The 17,754-nt window shown below is 38.5% G+C and carries 21 protein-coding genes; 14 read left to right on the top strand and 7 right to left on the bottom strand.

Going from position 1 to position 17,754, the window contains the following annotated elements; all coding sequences use genetic code 11:
• Positions 1-224: 224 nt before the first annotated feature.
• The gene (locus QL989_RS17385; protein WP_054201576.1) at positions 225-572 is read left to right on the top strand and encodes a hypothetical protein; all 348 of its coding nucleotides are present in this window, start codon (positions 225-227) and stop codon (positions 570-572) included.
• A gap of 53 nt (positions 573-625) precedes the next feature.
• Here the strand turns inward: QL989_RS17385 and QL989_RS17380 are convergent, their stop codons facing one another.
• Positions 626-1,045, bottom strand: coding sequence for a hypothetical protein (locus QL989_RS17380; RefSeq protein ID WP_290171401.1), 420 nt, complete (start codon positions 1,043-1,045; stop codon positions 626-628).
• Between the two features lie 266 nt (positions 1,046-1,311).
• Between QL989_RS17380 and asd the strand changes: the two genes are divergently transcribed.
• On the top strand, positions 1,312-2,451 hold the full coding sequence (gene asd / locus QL989_RS17375) for an aspartate-semialdehyde dehydrogenase (RefSeq protein WP_290171399.1): 1,140 nt from the start codon (positions 1,312-1,314) through the stop codon (positions 2,449-2,451).
• A gap of 136 nt (positions 2,452-2,587) precedes the next feature.
• Positions 2,588-4,546: a methyl-accepting chemotaxis protein gene (locus tag QL989_RS17370; protein ID WP_054201573.1), complete on the top strand. Its 1,959-nt coding sequence runs from the start codon at positions 2,588-2,590 to the stop codon at positions 4,544-4,546.
• 37 nt (positions 4,547-4,583) lie between these two features.
• On the opposite strand, the gene QL989_RS17365 is transcribed toward QL989_RS17370, so the two are convergent.
• Positions 4,584-5,387, bottom strand: a complete 804-nt coding sequence (locus QL989_RS17365) for an ion transporter (RefSeq protein WP_010388826.1) — start codon at positions 5,385-5,387, stop codon at positions 4,584-4,586.
• Positions 5,388-5,487: 100 nt separating this feature from the next.
• On the opposite strand from QL989_RS17365, the gene QL989_RS17360 reads away from it, so the two are divergent.
• The 5 genes from QL989_RS17360 to QL989_RS17340 all read left to right on the top strand — a co-directional run bounded on the left by QL989_RS17360 (position 5,488) and on the right by QL989_RS17340 (position 7,735).
• A complete protein-coding gene (locus QL989_RS17360; RefSeq protein WP_010388825.1) occupies positions 5,488-5,694 on the top strand; it encodes a hypothetical protein in 207 nt (68 codons plus the stop codon).
• A 6-nt stretch (positions 5,695-5,700) separates the two neighbouring features.
• Complete coding sequence (locus QL989_RS17355; protein WP_290171397.1) at positions 5,701-5,988, top strand: hypothetical protein; 288 nt, start codon at positions 5,701-5,703, stop codon at positions 5,986-5,988.
• 137 nt (positions 5,989-6,125) lie between these two features.
• Positions 6,126-6,320 (top strand): YwbE family protein, encoded by a 195-nt coding sequence (locus QL989_RS17350; protein WP_138606461.1) that lies wholly within the window; start codon positions 6,126-6,128, stop codon positions 6,318-6,320.
• Positions 6,317-6,835: a DUF4240 domain-containing protein gene (locus QL989_RS17345; RefSeq protein ID WP_055012069.1), complete on the top strand. Its 519-nt coding sequence runs from the start codon at positions 6,317-6,319 to the stop codon at positions 6,833-6,835. The genes QL989_RS17350 and QL989_RS17345 overlap by 4 nt, the downstream gene beginning before the upstream one ends.
• 444 nt (positions 6,836-7,279) lie before the next feature.
• Positions 7,280-7,735 carry a hypothetical protein gene (locus QL989_RS17340; RefSeq protein WP_010388821.1) on the top strand — a complete coding sequence of 152 codons (456 nt, stop codon included), beginning with the start codon at positions 7,280-7,282 and terminating at the stop codon, positions 7,733-7,735.
• On the opposite strand, the gene QL989_RS17335 is transcribed toward QL989_RS17340, so the two are convergent.
• The 3 genes from QL989_RS17335 to QL989_RS17325 all read right to left on the bottom strand — a co-directional run bounded on the left by QL989_RS17335 (position 7,732) and on the right by QL989_RS17325 (position 9,890).
• Positions 7,732-8,988: a Y-family DNA polymerase gene (locus tag QL989_RS17335; RefSeq protein WP_290171395.1), complete on the bottom strand. Its 1,257-nt coding sequence runs from the start codon at positions 8,986-8,988 to the stop codon at positions 7,732-7,734. The two genes, QL989_RS17340 and QL989_RS17335, sit on opposite strands and share 4 nt — an antisense overlap.
• Positions 8,976-9,389 (bottom strand): translesion error-prone DNA polymerase V autoproteolytic subunit, encoded by a 414-nt coding sequence (gene umuD, locus QL989_RS17330; protein WP_010388819.1) that lies wholly within the window; start codon positions 9,387-9,389, stop codon positions 8,976-8,978. The genes QL989_RS17335 and umuD overlap by 13 nt, the downstream gene beginning before the upstream one ends.
• Positions 9,390-9,470: 81 nt before the next feature.
• Complete coding sequence (locus tag QL989_RS17325; protein ID WP_290171393.1) at positions 9,471-9,890, bottom strand: MarR family transcriptional regulator; 420 nt, start codon at positions 9,888-9,890, stop codon at positions 9,471-9,473.
• Between the two features lie 103 nt (positions 9,891-9,993).
• Here QL989_RS17325 and QL989_RS17320 point away from each other — a divergent pair, with 103 nt between their 5' ends.
• The 6 genes from QL989_RS17320 (at position 9,994) to QL989_RS17295 (ending at position 16,683) form a co-directional block, all read left to right on the top strand.
• Complete coding sequence (locus tag QL989_RS17320) at positions 9,994-10,740, top strand: siderophore-interacting protein (protein ID WP_290171392.1); 747 nt, start codon at positions 9,994-9,996, stop codon at positions 10,738-10,740.
• A 142-nt stretch (positions 10,741-10,882) separates the two neighbouring features.
• On the top strand, positions 10,883-11,872 hold the full coding sequence (locus QL989_RS17315; protein ID WP_290171391.1) for an LLM class flavin-dependent oxidoreductase: 990 nt from the start codon (positions 10,883-10,885) through the stop codon (positions 11,870-11,872).
• Positions 11,873-12,109: 237 nt separating this feature from the next.
• Positions 12,110-13,063, top strand: coding sequence for a patatin family protein (locus QL989_RS17310; protein WP_290171406.1), 954 nt, complete (start codon positions 12,110-12,112; stop codon positions 13,061-13,063).
• A 522-nt stretch (positions 13,064-13,585) separates the two neighbouring features.
• Positions 13,586-14,998, top strand: coding sequence for an alanine/glycine:cation symporter family protein (locus tag QL989_RS17305; RefSeq protein ID WP_290171390.1), 1,413 nt, complete (start codon positions 13,586-13,588; stop codon positions 14,996-14,998).
• Positions 14,999-15,086: 88 nt separating this feature from the next.
• Positions 15,087-16,121 (top strand): patatin-like phospholipase family protein, encoded by a 1,035-nt coding sequence (locus QL989_RS17300; RefSeq protein ID WP_290171389.1) that lies wholly within the window; start codon positions 15,087-15,089, stop codon positions 16,119-16,121.
• 91 nt (positions 16,122-16,212) lie between these two features.
• Entirely contained in the window at positions 16,213-16,683 is a 471-nt protein-coding gene (locus tag QL989_RS17295; RefSeq protein ID WP_290171388.1) for a hypothetical protein, read from the top strand.
• Between the two features lie 216 nt (positions 16,684-16,899).
• On the opposite strand, the gene QL989_RS17290 is transcribed toward QL989_RS17295, so the two are convergent.
• Together QL989_RS17290 and QL989_RS17285 are read right to left on the bottom strand one after the other, a co-directional pair.
• Positions 16,900-17,307, bottom strand: a complete 408-nt coding sequence (locus QL989_RS17290) for a hypothetical protein (protein WP_290171387.1) — start codon at positions 17,305-17,307, stop codon at positions 16,900-16,902.
• On the bottom strand, positions 17,308-17,754 hold a 447-nt coding region (locus QL989_RS17285), incomplete at its 5' end, for a hypothetical protein (protein WP_290171386.1).

Here is a 17,754-nt window from a genome sequence, read left to right as displayed (position 1 = left end):
TAGCCCTGCCATATGTAGGGCTTTTTACTAGCTCAGTTTTAAATGCAGTTGTAGTTTAATATTGATTATATTTCTTTTAACTTAAACATCATTCACTTCATATACATACTCTCCCTAAATCATTTAACTTTAATGGCTCTTTAACAAATAAATCATAATTGTTGTTTATATTTAACAGGCTGTAATTAAGTTTTTATAATTTTATTTTAAAAGGAATAATATCTATGAATTTAATAAGAAAGGTTATTAGCTCAGTTGTTATAGTTGGTTCTTTTGGTTTTGCGAATGATGCTCTAGCTGCAAGATCATGTTCTGTTATTGTCGATGATATCCAGCTAAATCATTCTCAGGTAATCGTAAAAACAACTAATAGTATTACTCACATGGCTAATGACAAGTTAACTTTAGCTTACCAAGACACTCAATTTGGCCAGATCTTAGAAAAGCTTGCTGAGGCAAAAAGTTTAGAAACGCCTGTAAAAATTTATATACTCGAGGAGTTTAATGGTGATGATGCGCGCAGTTGTAGTGATAGCATCACTGACTATATAGGATCAGTTCATCGCATCTAATGTACTAAATTGTTTGTAGCCCCATAATTAGTATAGGGCTACAATTTAATATACTACTGACACTTTATAGTTGCATAAAGTTGATAGCATTGGTTTTTACTACCGGTGCTTTTCATTGTCCATAATTGGTTATACCAATCAAAGTTACCATAAGCGCTTTCATCTTCCCCACAAGTAATTGTACTTCCAGAAATTTCTTGGTTATGACCACGTTCTTCACAAAATTGATTTCCATTTGTAGAGCCTACAAAAAACTGCTCTAAACGCCCATTTATCCATACCTTTGGGCTGTAATAGGTTGTTGCAGTATTGACTAGTACGCCTTGTCGCTCTTCCACATTTATTTCTGCGCGTTCAAAATATACTTTTTCATTTTCTTTTAATGCCATTGTGTTTGCTGAAAGCGTTGTATCTGCAAATACATTAAGTGATGCTGAGCTTAAAGCGAGTAGAACGAAAGTAAGTGTCTTCATTATCTTTTCCTTTAGTTGAATGTAGAATTACACAAAACCTCTTTTCCAATGTGCCTTCTAAGCTTGGTAAATACAGGTTTCAACAAGGTTAAGCTTTTATTAAAGTTTAAAATAATCGTTGTATGCTTTTGCATTTTTTACATTATGAAAAAAATTTGAGTTCTACTTTATTCACTAGTTTTAGTGTGCTGGTGGTGTTAGCTTAGGGCTGTAAAAATTAAATCTCACGCAATGAATTTTTAATTTTTAATGTATAGGCTCCTTTTATGAATCAAACAGTGGAACAAACAATGAAAAAAGTAGGATTAGTCGGATGGCGCGGCATGGTAGGCTCAGTATTACTAGAGCGAATGAAACAACAACATGATTTTGCACATATCGACACCACCTTTTTCACCACCTCACAAGCAGGTCAGCTTGGCCCTGAGTTAGCAGGTCCAGCTAAACCGCTTTTAGATGCTAGTGATATTTCTGAACTTGCAAAAATGGACATTATTGTTACCTGTCAGGGTGGCGATTATACCAATGCGGTGTACCCCAAATTACGTGAATCGGGTTGGGATGGCTATTGGATAGATGCAGCCTCTGCGCTGCGTATGAGCGACGACAGTATTATCGTACTTGACCCTGTTAACAAAGATGTCATTGAACAAGGGCTTGAGCAAGGCGTTAAAACCTTTGTAGGTGGTAACTGCACTGTTTCACTTATGCTACTAGCACTGGGCGGTTTATTTGAGCACGACCTAATTGAATGGGTAAGCCCAATGACTTACCAAGCTGCGTCGGGCGCCGGTGCGCGAAATATGAAAGAGCTTATTGCCCAAATGGGGGCTATTCATGCAAGTGTCGCACAGCAATTAGATAATCCTAGTTCAGCTATTTTAGAAATTGATAAAATAGTCAGCGAAAAAATGGCATCGAGTGATTTGCCACAAGAGCAATTTGGTGTGCCACTGGCGGGTAGCTTAATCCCATGGATTGATGTGCCTATGCCAAGCGGTCAATCAAAAGAAGAATGGAAAGCGCAAGTAGAAGCCAACAAAATTTTAGGCTCATCTAAACAGCCTGTGCCTATAGATGGTTTATGTGTACGTATTGGTGCAATGCGCTGTCATAGCCAAGCGATGACCATTAAACTACGTGAAGATATTAGTGTAGAAAAAATAGAAGAAATTTTAGCCTCGCACAATGAGTGGGTTAAAGTTATTCCTAATCAGCGCGACATTACCAGTACCGACTTAACTCCAGTTAAAGTAACCGGTACGCTGAGTATTCCTGTTGGCCGTATTCGTAAACTCGCTATGGGGCCAAAATACATTAGCGCCTTTACCGTGGGCGATCAGCTTTTATGGGGTGCAGCGGAGCCACTTCGCCGGATGTTACGAATTATTGTAGACGGTGAGTAATTTTCTAGTTCATCAAGTTAAAGGGTTAGCTAATTGCTAACCTTTTTATTGCCTCTTCGAAACATTCTCATATTATTTCTTGCTCAACCCCTTTAGCCACACTATATTCTTAAGAGTGTTTTTAGAGGTTAACTTCATGAATATATCAAAAAAATTAAAGCTCTCCTTTGCATCTGCAATTGCCTTGCCGTTATTAATTATAGCTGCTTTAGTTATTTCCCAAACCAGAGAGCAAGCACTTGATAATTTTTCTCAGTTAAGTGAACGTGAAGCCCGCCAAGTTGATAATGCAATTACTATGTTTTTTGCTGAAATTGCTAAAAACGTGGACTACTTAGCCTCCCACCAAACGATTAAAAATGCCCGTGAAAACATAAAAACGCATATGAATGTTGGCACGAAGGTAATGCTTGATCACCCTAACCAAAGTCCGACGGAGCAAGCTGCTTACAGTTTATTTAATCATTTTGGTGAGACTCACCCTGGGCTTGCTTATATTTACATGGGGAATGAACAAGGTGGTTATATTCAATGGCCAATGGGAAACGTAAACGCCAATTATGATCCTCGTCAGCGCCCATGGTACAAAACAGCTAAACAAGCGAACGGTAAAACAACCCGTACTAATGCGTATTACTGGGCTGCTGATGATTTAGTGATTGTGTCCACGGTTAAAGCTATTATTGATAACGGTGAATTAATTGGTGCTCAAGGGATGGATGTTTCATTGGGCGGGCTTACCGATATTATTGCCGATATTAAATTAGGCGAAACAGGTTACTTAATGTTGATTGAAGACAGCGGCAGTGTGCTGGTGGATGTGAAACACCCAGATTACCGATTCAAAAACCTAGCAGATATTGAGGGGGCTAAATACGCCGATTTAGCTAAAAATAGCAAAGGCCTGTTTGATGTAGATATTGATGGAAAACAGTATATGGCCAATATTTATACGTCTCCCATTTTAGGTTGGAAGTTTATTGGGGTGGTAGAAAAGTCTGAGGTAATGAGTGCGGCCAATGCGATGGCGTACACCATTTTAATTATTAGCGCGATATTAATTGCCGTATTTGTTGCGATAGCGAGTTATATTTCTAAACTTATTTCAGCTCCAATTGTTGAGGTGAGCGATGGTTTAACTGAAATATCGCAAGGCGGCGGTGATTTAACCCAGCGCTTAACAATAAAAACCAAAGATGAAACCGCTAAACTAGCCACCAGCTTTAACTTATTTTTAAATTTGATCAGTGAGCTGGTGAAACAAATTAATGAATGCGCACAAAATGTTAGTAAAACCTCATCGCAAACATCATCACAAGCAGCTCAACTAACAAGCTCTACTAGCCAACAACAACAAGCTTTAGAAATGGCGGCAACGGCTATTAATGAAATGGCTGCCACTGCTAATGAAGTGTCGAGTAGTTGTGCGAATGCGGCCGATTTAGCGGTTCAAACACAACAAGCATCAGATTTAGGGCAATCGGTTATTACACAAACCGTAGAAAGTGTGGTGCAGCTCTGTGATGTAATAAATAATGCCTCAGCAGACATTACTCAACTCGATACTGAAAGTGAAAATATTATGTCGATTTTGAGCGTTATTCGTGGCATTTCAGAGCAAACCAATTTATTAGCATTGAATGCTGCAATTGAAGCTGCGCGAGCTGGTGAGCATGGGCGTGGTTTTGCAGTGGTTGCTGATGAAGTGCGTGCGTTATCGCAACGTACTGCAGAGTCGACCGAAGAAGTTGCATCGCAGCTTGATAAGTTACGCACGATGTCTTCTAAAGTCTCTAAAGACATGGAACGCAGCATAGAAACCACCAATAAAACTGTAGAACTTGCGCATTCTGCGCAACAACAGTTTAGTGAGATCACGGCATCTATTGTTAATATTAGTGATTTAAATACGCAAATAGCCACCGCTGCTGAAGAGCAGCAACACGTCGCTGAAGACATCAATCGAAATGTGACAGAAATTAAAAACTCGGCTGATGAGGTGAGTGATATTGCTGTTAGCACCAGTGAGAATGGCAATGAAATGAGTCGTCTTTCATCGATATTAACTGATTTAGTAGGTAAGTTTAAAGTATAAACAATAGGGCAAGTGCATACTTGCCCTATTCAATCTGCTACTTATTTTTGAGTAATTGTTTTAACTCTGCCAGTTGTGCTTTCAATTCGTTTACTTGGCCTTGGGTTGCGGGCAGTGAGTCTGTATCGGCTTGCTCTTCTCGGGCATTGCGATGCTCCTCACTCATTACTTCTAAAATAGCCCCCACCATCATATTTAAGAATACAAATGCGGTTAAAAAGATAAAGGTTAAGTAAAAAATCCAACTTAATTTGTATACCGCCATGGTTTCGTACATCACGTCGGTCCAATCTTCGAAGGTGGCGATTCTAAACAAGGTAAGCATAGAAATAGAGACATCGCCCCACAGTACTGGGTTTATTTCAGCAAACAACATGCTACCTGTGGCAGCATAAATATAAAAAATCACAAACATTAGCAGCGCGATATAGCCCATTTGCGGGATGGCTTTTATAAGTGAGTTCACTAATAAGCGCAGCTCTGGGATCATAGACACTAAACGTAGTACGCGGAAAATGCGTAGTAGTCGAGCAATAAAAATAGTCGAGCCTGCCGCAGGGTATAAACTACCTATCACTATAATGAAGTCAAATATGTTCCAGCCTTTGGAGAAAAAATCTTTGATCCCTTTACTGGCAATATAACGAATAACCAATTCGATCAAGAAAAACACTGTGATGCCTATATCCATCCAATGTAGAAATAGCTCAGCAGTAGGGTGTAATGAATAGGTATGTGCACCTACGGTCAGTGCAGAAACCACAATAACTGCAATAACAAATGATTGAAATAATTTACTTTTATCTATACGCTGGAACAGCTCTTGTAACTGCGACAACATCATAACGTGCCCTTAACGGTTATAAATATAAAACCAGTGCAATATACAGCAAAAGTAACGAAAATTAGTAGTTTTCCGGTGAAAATATAAGGAATTTTGAATGTTAAATAATAACTTAAAGTATCTACTTTCGTTATCTGTAATCGTAGTGTTAGCAGGGTGTAGCAGCGATAGCCGCTATCATGAAATTCAATCAGCCCGATTAGGTGAGTGCAGCCATATGGCCGACAAGGAATACCATGAATGTGTTAAACAACAACAAGACAGCTACAAAGAATTTAAAAAACAACAAATCGCCGAGCAGTAATAAACCATGACCAAAACCCAAAAGCAGCTAGATAAACGTATTCGTCAACAATTAACAATTGCTTGCGAGCAAATAAAAGATAACGTTGAGGGCTTTAGCTTTCTTACTCACTCGGCAGACTTAAACAATTTTCCTTCTAAGTTTACTGTAAGTTGTTATTTTATTGATGATATTGCACTAGAGCAGGCTAAACAAAATAACCAGCTAGATTACATTGTGCAGCTTATTTGTAATACATTAGCTAGTTTAAATATTCATATAAAAAACAATGCAATTTCATTTTTTAAGCAGTAAAAATAGGTACTGTGTTTTTGTTTAATTATCCCTCATTTTAAGCTGTATTTGGCATTTATGATCTTAGTAAAAGCTTTAATATGGAGAGATTCTATTAAGCAGGCTATAATCGCAAAAAATTGTAATAGGGATTAAATATGGCCGTTCCAACACGTTCACAAATAACGCCAGGCACAGAAGTTAATATTGTGCTTAAACAAGATCAACGCAGTGGTACTTTAACCAATGGTATTGTGTCGCGTTTATTGACCAAGTCAGCTAATCACCCGCACGGAATAAAAGTACAATTAGAAGACGGCCAAGTGGGTCGGGTAAAAGAGATCATTGCATGAGTGAGTTAACCTTAACTGATTTTTGGCGACTGGTTACAGTGGAAGATAAAACCGCAGAGCCTGACTCAGTGTGCCAATCGCTTAAGTCGGCACTGAGTGACTTATCAGATGAGCAATTAATTGAATTTGATAAGCAGTTTAGTATTTGTATGCGTCAAAGTTATACCTGGGATTTATTTGGTGCCGCGTTTGTTATGGCGGGCTGTAATGACGAATATGGCTTTTCAGAATTTCGTTGTTGGTTAATTTCTCGTGGTGAAGCCGTATTTAAAGCTGCACTAGAAAACCCAGATAGCCTCGCTCAGTGCACGCCGCTTTATTTTTTAAACGAGCAACCTTATCCGTATTTAGATGAGTATGACCTAATTGCAGGTTTGTTATATGAAGAACGTAACGACGATGAGTTACCCTTTATCCCATCAGGGCTTGACCAACCTAAAGGTAAGCGCTTTAAAGACAAACCTAAGTTTTTAAAACAAAATTACCCGCAATTATTTGCTAAGTATTGGCAATAACTCAGCTTGTTATTAATGCATTACTTAATTAACCTGAACTGCGGATAATAAATCCATCTCAAGCAGGTATTTTCAGCGCTAACTGCGTTGAATTTACTTGCAATAGGCTAGCTATTGACGCGTAATTTCGCCTTGTTTTCACTAAAAATTTCTAGCTAGAGAAAAGTAAGTAAAAATATTTTTTGATTCAATGCGTTAGTAAATCTCTTAACCAGAGTTCAGGTTAATCACAAGTAATGCATTTTCTTCCCCCTTTATGTAATAAAGCTTACGTCTAGTTTAATCTTATTTGTTGTTAGCTACGTATTTTAATTTAGTTTTTGCGCAGCTGCTCATAGTAATACGACTTCGCATCTTTTATAGTAAATCTCTGTTATAGTTAGAAATAGCTAAGGCATAGTCACATTGCTTGATCATGGTTGATACACGAGGATAGAGCTTATAATGAAATGTTTCACACTGGTTTTACTTACCATAAGCCTTTTTAGCTGTTATGCAGTGGCAGGCCCAAGTAATAAAACTCGCTTTATTCCACTATTAAAAACTAAGCTAGGTAATTACGAAGTTACCTCAAGTAACTCGGGTTTGTGCACTAATAGTCGATTGCAATTTAATAACCCTGAAGATCCTGAGCAAGGTTTTAGCTTAGGTAAAGAGATTTTGTTTAACTCATTACATAATGGCACTCGTACTATTCAAAAGCCTAATTATTGTTTTATTACCAGCTCACTTAAATACAAAACTAATGGCCTCGAAAATGGTTTACGTATGAGCCGATGTGATAATCCAATTCACGAAAGAACCATTAAACAAACTATTACTTTTTTAACCGATAACACCCTTAAATACACCTTAGATAACCCAAGTGTAGAATGCGAATTTATTAAAGTTGCTGACTAACACTGTATTTTAGGAATATCGCGCCAACGTGTTGTGTATTGCGGCGATAAAAAAGCTCTATTCATATGCCAGCGTTCATTTAGTTGGCTGCTTGCTACGCTAAGCATTCCTTTCCCAAAGCGATGATTTATCGCATCTAAGCAGCCCATTAACTGCGGGTTATCGGTTTGTTTCTCAAATAAAGTATGTTGTTGAAACTGCTGTGGGCTAAGCTCTAATGCACCCACTCCGCATTTATAAAAACGAATACCCGGCTGATATATCTGCTCAAAACTCTTTGATACTGCACTTGCTATAACACGGGTATCGTTAGTGGGCGGATCAAATTGATGCATAGCTGACTTTTTATAAAAGGCTTGCTCATGTGACGAGCTGGCGGCAAAAATATAAATACGATGAGTGAGCGACTGTTGCGCTCTTAATTTTTGTGCAACCACACTGGCATGGTTTATTAATGCGGTTCTCACTGCATCAGGATCGTTAAGGCGCTGGCCAAAACTACGCGTTGAAAAAATAGCTTGCTTGTCTTGGCGAACATCATCCCAGTTTAAACAGGTAATGCCATTGAGTTCGTTAATTGTGCGCTCAAGCACCACGCTAAATTGGCGACGAATTGTTTTTGGACTTTGCTGAGCTAGTTGCCATGCGGTATTAATATTCATTAGCGCCAGTTTTTTAGCTAAACGTTTGCCCACTCCCCATACATCCTGGCAGTGCATTTGCTGTAAAATAGCTTGTCGACTTGCTTCATCATCAATCACGGCAACCCCATTAAAGCCAGCTAGTTTTTTAGCAGCATGATTCGCGGCTTTGGCTAAGGTTGGTGTTGGCCCAAAGCCAACCCCAACAGGGAGTTTGGTTTCGCGCCATACTGTACGTCTAATTAGTTGTCCGTATTGGTGCCAATCGGTAATTAATGGCTGATAGCCTTTAAAGTGCAAAAATGATTCGTCAATACTGTAAATATGCTGGGTATCACAAAAGCGAGCAATAACGTTCATCATTCTATCGCTTAAATTAGCGTATAGTTCGTAGTTAGATGAGCGCACCACCACCTGATGTTTTGCTAATAATTGCTTAACTTTAAAGTAGGGGCCAAATTTAGGAATATTAAGCTTACGGGCAATAGGGCATACCGCACATACGCAGCCATCGTTATTGGTAAGCACCACTACTGGTTTTGAACGAATTGCGGGGTCAAATACCTTTTCAGCACTGGCATAAAAAGCAACCGCATCAACTAAGGCATACATGAAAGTATCTCAGGGCTTTGCCGATGTAACCTAATTGAGCGAGTTACCACGCCTTCAAGCTGAAATTCATCAGATTCGGTTAATTGCACGGGTTTATAAGCAGCAGAAGCCGAGAGCAGTCGCGCATTGGTTTTATCTAGCAACTTACATACAAATAAACCATTTAAGTTCGCCACGATAACATCGCCATCTTTAGGTATCTCTGCACGGTCAACTAACAGTAAGTCGCCCTCAAAAATACCAATTTCTTGCATAGAGCACCCTGAGGCAACGCCAATAAACGTAGCATCTGGGTGTTTTATTAATAGCTCGTCAAGTGATATCCCTAACTCACTATACTGCGCTGCAGGCGATTCAAACCCGCAAACACCGGCCTCTATATAAATGGGAATAACAAACATAACACAACCTAAAACGCATATACTGTATAAGTGTACAGTATATGCGTTTTGTATCAGTTATGCCAAGTAATGAATGGCAGATCAATCCATGTTTTTGATCATTTGTTGGGCAGTATGTAAAAAGTCATTGATTTGCTGTGGGTTTAAGTTTTTACACATTTGCGCATTTACTTGCTGCTCGGCGGCTAATAGCTTGTCATAAAGCGAGCGACCTTCAGAGGTAAATGACAAGATAAAACAGCGCTTGTCGTGCTCACTGGCATCTTTTTTAATTAACTTTAATGCGATTAGCTCTTTCACTAAGCGTGCTATTTGGGCCTTGTCGCGCTGGGTCTGATTAACAATATCGTTAGCAGTGCACTGAGTTGTTGTTGCAATAATATGCAGGCAACGTACGTGCATTGCGTTTAAGCCAAGCTCGCCCGCATTAATCGCTTCGCGTATGGTAACGCGATAATTTTGCATTAAAGCAAATAGTGTATTGGCTAATGAGATATGCATAGGGAATCCATGATGGTTGACAAAGTCAATTAAATTGATATAGTTGATTTTATCAACCAATGGGGCGTTGTGCAATTCATCTTTTTTAATGAGGTAAATTTATATGGGTAAAAAAGTACGCAAAGCAACAGTATTAAGCACAGAGCAAATAACCCCACATTTACAGCGCATTATTGTTGGCTCCGATGAGTTTAACGACTTGAACGCTCAATATATTGGTAACTACGTAAAGGTGCTTATTCCGCAAAATGGCCGCGTTGATTATAATATTAAAACTTCATGTATGCGTTCATACACTATAAGGCATGTTGATGAGCACACCGGCGCACTTACCCTCGATTTTGTAATTAATATGCACCAAGGTCCGGCAACTAATTGGGCTAAAAAAGCAAAAGTAGGCGATGAGGTAGGTATAGCAGGACCAGGTCCTAAAAAGCTTGATAATTATGAACACTCACATTATATACTACTTGGCGATTTAACTTCGGTTAATGCAATTAAAGGCTACGTGCAGCAACTGCCTAAAAACGTAAAAATTGACGCGATTATTCATGCACCAACAAACGATGATGTGATCAGCTTAGAGTCGCCGCGAGATGTAACTTGGTTAATAACACATAAACCAGATACAGATGTGATAAACGCATTAAAATCGGTGCCGCTTAGTGAGCAACAACCTATTGTATTTATGGCACTAGAGGCCGGATTAGTACGCAAAGCAAAAACCGTATTAACTGGTGAATTAGCTATACCGCGCAGTCAAATTGTTTCATCGGGTTATTGGAAAAAAGGCCTTGATTCAGAAGCCTATAAACTAAACCGCCAACAAGCTGCAGCTAAAAATAGTTAACTTTGTTATCACTCAATCGCAACACCTTAGCGTTTCAAGATAAGCTGGCTTGAATTGGTGTAATACACACCCATCTCTTATTTTAAACTCATTGTTTATGGCTCGCACGTCATAAGTCCCTATTTAATTTGGAGATGCTACTTTGTTATCAACTATCCCTTTTTCATTACTAGAACTGGCGCCTATGCCTAAAGGTGCCACTGTTAGTGATACCTTAAATAAAAGTACAGCCTATGCACAAAAAGCTGATGAACTCGGTTTTAACCGTTTTTGGTTAGCCGAGCACCACAATATGCCAGGGATTGTTTGTGCCGCTACTTCAATTTTAGTGGGACACATAGCCGGCAACACTAAAAAAATACGCGTAGGGTCGGGTGGAATTATGTTACCTAATCATGCGCCTTTAGTTGTGGCTGAGCAATTTGGTACCTTAGAAAGTTTATATCCTGGTCGAATTGATTTAGGGCTAGGGCGTGCCCCGGGTAGCGATCCGGTGACAAGTCGCGCATTAAATAACGACATTAGCCGCGCTGAAAACTTTCCTAATGAAGTGAGCGAGTTACAAACATTATTAGGTCCATATGAGGGAACTAAGCGTGTACGAGCAATACCTGGTGAGAACACCAATGTGCCGATTTGGCTGTTAGGCTCAAGTTTATTTAGTGCCCAGTTAGCGGCGAAAAAAGGATTACCCTATGTATTTGCGGGGCATTTTGCACCGCGTTTTGTACATGATGCAATAGCCTTGTATAAACGAGAATTTAAACCATCAAGTGTATTAGCTAAGCCTTATGTGATGTTGGCATTACCTTTAGTGGCTGCCGATACAGATGAAGAAGCACAATACTTATCAACCACTTCAAAACAGCGGGTACTGTCGTTAATCAGAGGCGATGAGTTGTGGTTAAAGCCCCCAGTTGAAACAATGGAAGGCTTGTGGAGCGAACAAGAGCGTACTCATGTTGAGAGCTTTTTAGGATTAAGTGTTACTGGTGGACCAGCGAGTATTAAACACAAATTAGAAATGATCGTGAATCAGTTAGGGGTCGATGAGCTTATATTCACCAACGATTTATATGACGATGAAAAACGTCATCGTGCGTTAAAAATATTAATGGAAATAAAGAATTAAGCTGTTTATTAAGCAAGCGTACACGCAACCATAGTTACACTAATAACCAAATAGAGAATCGAGTAAAGATTGAGTAAAAATAAGTGATTTATATTTTCAATCGAACTGATTCAATTAATCTGTTTTAAGGATTTAATCAAGCACGTTAAAATAAAGCCATAATCTGTTAAGTTAACAACTAAGAGGTACACCGTGAAATCTCAAATAAATGTTGCTCCACACACATTCAATAAGCCTATGCACCCTAAAACTGCATTGATTGCTGAAGGTGGAGGCCAGCGAGGGATATTTACAGCCGGTGTACTTGACTCGTGGTTAGAGCAAAACTACGACCCGTTTGACTTATTTATAGGCACGTCTGCGGGCTCGCAAAATTTAACCAGTTATTTAGCGCGTCAAAAAGGCTACGCCAAACGCTTGATCAGAGGGCTTTCGCGTCATAAACGTTTTTTTCAATTAGGTCGTGGCCTAATGGGTAAACACATTGTTGACTTAGATTGGTATTTCGAAAAAACCACTGAGGTTAATAGAGCATTAGATTTTAAAACGGCAAAAAATAGCCTTGGTGATAGAGAGCTGCTGATCACTGCAACCAACGCACGAGATCGTAAACCGTATTATTTATCTCCTACTGGCGATGGTAAACACTGGCGAGAACTATTAAAAGCCTCAAGTGCTTTACCTTTTTTGTATAAACAAGGTGTTCAACTTACTCCTTGGTTAGGTACTGATTCTGCAAATGAAAGCCCTGTAGTTGATGCTCAATCTCACCCTGATTTTTTCTTAGATGGTGGATTAGCTGCGCCTTTACCGGTACGCGAAGCGTATAATCGTGGCGCCCGTAAAATTGTAGTAATAAGAACGGTAGACACCGATTTTCAAGCAGAATCAGCGTGGGTACAAAAATTGAGAACACTTGCGAGTGCTTCGGGATATTGCCCAAAAACTCTCGACTATTTGTTACAACATGAACAAGCGTACTTAGACGAGCTTGAATTTATTGCTAATCCCCCAGATGATGCTGAAATTATTCAAATTTTTGCTAACGAAAAGCTACATAGCAAATTGTTAGGCAGCTCTAATGATGACCTCCGATTTGATCATAAATTAGGCTTGAAAGCGGGTCGTGATTATTTAAAAAACTATCATACAGAGTTAAACCGTTTCAGTGAGCCGCAATACGCAATGTAAGCAAGCCTCTAGGGCGTTTATAGCGCTAATTAACAAGCCGCATGCAAAGCAATATGCACCTACTGTATATTGCTTTGGCGTTAAACTTAGCCTGTAATTTTAATGGGTTAATAAAAAATACTGATCAAACTAAAACAACTCAAGCTAGCGTAATTACCACACACTGTAACGCATCATATTAATAATAAAACCAGTCTAGCATCATAACTCAACCACCAATCTCAGTTCATAAACTCACTGTGAGTCGACTTACCCTGCACAAAATTTAACAAAGCGTACTATTCTTATCTTGGAAATATAAGAGGCCGTATAATTTTAACGCAAGGCTTAGTGCTGCGTTGTTTGAAGCTACAAATATATTATTGATTTTTTTATAAAAAACGATAAGGTATGAGTGTGATTTTATATTCACAATAACTGAAATAAAATTCACGTGACGTGCGGTGCATTTATTGTTTTAAACACCTAAAGATATAAATGTAGAAGCAAGCGGATATAAAAATAACAAATAAAGGACGGGTGATGTTTGAAACAGTAGTAAAAAGTGTCAATGGCCTTTTATGGGGCGAAGGGCAAGTACTTATTTACATTCTCCTATTTACCGGAATATGGTTTTCAGTACGCTTAAAAGCAATTCAATTAGTTAAATTTAAGCACATGTTTAGCCTGCTAAAAGGCAGTAGTAAGTGTAATAAAAACGATATTTCATCATTTCAAGCGCTCTGTACTGGGCTGTGTGCTCGAGTAGGCACAGGTAATTTAGCCGGTGTGGCTGTGGCTATATCACTCGGTGGTAGCGGCGCCATATTTTGGATGTGGGTCATTGCTATACTGGGTATGGCAACCGGATTTGCAGAAAGTATTTTAGGCCAGGTATATAAAATTCGCGACAGCAATGGCGAATTCAGAGGTGGCCCTGCGTATTATATTCAACAAGGCTTAGGCAGTCGTGCATTTGCTATTGTGTTTGCCGCCTGTTTGTTTTTAGGTTACGGCTTTACCTTTAGCGCCATGCAAACCAACACCATTACCGATGCACTAAATTACGCATTTGAAATACCCACTTTTTACTCAGGTGTTGTGATCACACTTTTAGCAGGCTCTATTATTTTGGGGGGCTTTAAAGCCATTGCCCGATTCGCCGAGCGAGTAGTGCCTGTTATGGGCATCGTGTTTGTGCTTGTTGCTGTAGTAATTACACTGATTAACTTCACCCAAGTACCTGCCATGCTTAAAGATATATTTTTATCGGCGTTTGGCTTGCAAGAAGCTGGTGCAGGCGCCATGGGTGCAGCCATTAAAAATGGTATACAACGCGGTTTATATTCTAATGAGGCTGGCGCGGGAAGTGTGCCGCATGCATCGGCAAGTGCCAGTCCAATGCCAAACCATCCGGCTACGCAAGGCTACATACAAATGTTAGGGGTGTTTTTCGATACCATCGTATTGTGCAGTTGTACCGCGGTTATTATTTTATTGGCCGATGTAGATATAAGCGGTGAAATGGAAGGTATACGCTTAACACAAAGCGCTATGACCTCACACTTAGCGCAAGGCGGCGTGTATTTTGTAGCCGCTGCCATTACTTTATTTGCTTTTACCTCGGTAGTTGCTAACTACGCCTACGCCGAAAGTAACCTCCACTTATTTAAGCTCGATAACAAAGTAGGGCGCAGTATTTATACTTTGCTTTATTTATCAATGATGTTGTGGGGCGCATCAGCCACCTTAAAACAAGTATGGGATTTAGCTGATATTGCTCTAGGGTTAATGACAGTGGTAAACGTAATCGCTATTATACTACTCACACCGACTATTTTGTCTGTTACTAACGACTACCACGCACAAAGAGACAAAGGCATAGAGCCTGAGTTTAAGGTAAAAAACGTAAAAGTGCAGGGCAAATGTGAAGACGGAATTTGGGATTCAGATTAAAGTTTAAAAGTTTTATTTTGCATAAGTATTCATTTTTAAATTTGGCTTTAACAACATTAAACTGCGACTCTACAGGTAGTATTTTTAGATGATCGACATTTATGCGGGTAAAACTGCAGCAAAAATAATAAACGAACAAGGTTTTAAACCCGAGCTTTTTACCTCGTTTTTAGGGGCGAGTGGTGGCCCTAAATGGTTTACCTTATTTGGTTTAGACAAATATATATTTGGCGAGTTTTTTAAACATCGCACCCAACCGCTTAATTTAATTGGCTCATCTGCAGGGGCTTTTCGTTCAGCCTGTTTTGCACAAAACGATCCAGTTGCAGCCATTAAGCGGTTAGCAAAATCGTATTCACAAACCCGATATTCTAGTAATAAACCAACGCCCGCTGAAATTACACTAAAAGCCCGCGCATTATTAGATGATGTATTTGGTGATGATGGCGTTACTGAAATTATAAATAATCCTGTTTTTAAAGCGCATTTTATTGTCGCAAAATCTAACGGGTTTATTGCCAGCGAACATAAATTAATACAGCTTTTGGGTTTATCAAAAAGTTATATGCTTAACAGAATTAATCGAAAATTATTAGGCGCTCAGTACGAGCGTTTTATTTTTGGCGCGCCCAATAGTAATTTAAGTATTACCGACAGCTACAATTTTAAAACACAAAGCATTGAACTCACACAAACAAATTTAAAAGATGCCTTATTGGCATCAGGTTCTATACCACTAGTAATGCAAGGCATAAAAAATATTGCCGGTTCGCCACCAGGAATTTACCGCGATGGCGGCATTATTGATTACCACTTTGATTTAAAAATTAATAACCCAGGCTTAATTTTATATCCGCATTTCAGTTCAGATCCAAAAGCAGGGTGGTTTGATAAAAACTTAAAACGTAAAGTAGCACCACAAAATTACGACAACGTTGTGATGATCACCCCATCAAAAGAATTTATAGCCAACTTACCTTACGGAAAAATCCCAGACAGAAACGACTTTACTGATCTCGATGCAGACACCCGGATTAAATATTGGAACACCGTGTTTAGTGAAACGGAGAAATTAGCTGAAGCGTTTCATAAAATGTCAAATCATAAAATATATATAAATTAAAAGGTAAATTAAAATCGAAACGTTAATTAGTAAAGAATTCCTACCTCTATTCAGCTCAGCTATTACAGGAGTAATCGCGATATTAGCTGTATTGATAACAGGAATTATAAACTTTAAAATAAATAAAAATAATAACCAAACTAAATATGATAAAGAAACTCTAAACAAAGTATTAGATAAACAAGAAGAAATTATTTCTTCTTTAAGTGAGTATGTTGATGAACAGATTATAGAAGCTACCACGCTTATTTATTTATACGATGGTGGAATTGATACTAGTAATGCTTTTGAAAGAATAGATACAGTAAAAGGAGTACATGATTATACTAAAATAAAAACATTGGCTATGATTTATCTAACGAAGGAAGAATTTAAAAAGGTTGAAGAAATTAATGATATAACTATAAAAATATCAGAGTTTATACCTGACACAATAGAGTTTGAGCTAGACAAAAAGAAAGTCAAAAATATAAGAGCACTCCGAGACGAGCTAGTAAGTTTATCTGATAATTTGAAATGTATAATTTCTAATAAATGTAGAAACATTTTAAACTTAGAGTGACATTTTATAATTATTACGTATTGGAGTCAGGTTTATCCTACTATTCATTTAATCATTATATGAATAGTAGGATAAACCAAGAAAAGACCCAGAGAACTTATTAGGATACTAGCAACAAAAATAACCCATAAATTACGGTACGTAATATTTAAGAAAAGGGCGAAAAGCCCTTTTTTATTAGTAGTTTATATTTGCTGTCAGATGTGACAGTTTGACCTAGTTGTTACCTTTAAGATTAAGAGTTCTAGTAGACATATCTGGCGGATTTGAAGCTCTCTTACATGCACCATCCATCATGACTTTGTTAGTTTCGGTACGTGAAGAATTATATTCACCTCTCCAGAATGAACAAATTTCATTGTTAGTTCTCTGGGCATTCCTTATCACAGCTTCTCTTTGTGCGTTTTGCCTACTGATAATTTGATTGCGGTTTTTTTCTTTCAAAGCTTGAGTTTGAGCTTTAATTGCTGCACTTTTAGCCTCTAACCTAGATTGCTTCATAGCTGAACTAGCAGCATCAGCAACAAGTTTTATTTTATACAAATCAACGGCTTCATCGACCCCCCAAATTGTTAAACCAGCAAGAGTAAGTGAGAAGTATAGTTTTAAATAGTTTAATTCCATTTAGCTTCCTGTCCTTTCAGATATTTCACCAATAATATTAAGTAATTGGTCTTGTAAGTCAGATAAATAATTATCCTGCGTTTTATGATTTTCCTTAAGGGTTTTGTACATAGACTCTGATTTTCTAGCAGACCATTTATAACGATGAACGAGCTGAACATCAGAGGGTTTAACTTCGCCCCAAGGTGTACTCATTGTATGATCATCTACAGAAATTTTACAGTCAGCCCATGCTCCAGTAACAGGTAAATAACCTCGATAAATAATAGCTGTTAGTTTTTCTACTGGGAGACTGGCTTTACCTGATTTCACATAGCGCCTTACTTGCCTTTCACTTACGCCCAGTTCTTCGGCGCCTTTTGCATAATCATAGCCAAATAAAGAAAGAAACTGTTTATGAAATTCTGATTTAAACATTGTGATTTTTACTCCTTTTAAAAAAATCAC

The organism is Pseudoalteromonas sp. APC 3224 (assembly GCF_030407535.1).
GTDB lineage: Bacteria > Pseudomonadota > Gammaproteobacteria > Enterobacterales > Alteromonadaceae > Pseudoalteromonas.
The sequence above is the reverse complement of the archived record's forward strand: the minus strand, read 5'-3'. Positions and strand labels throughout refer to the sequence as shown.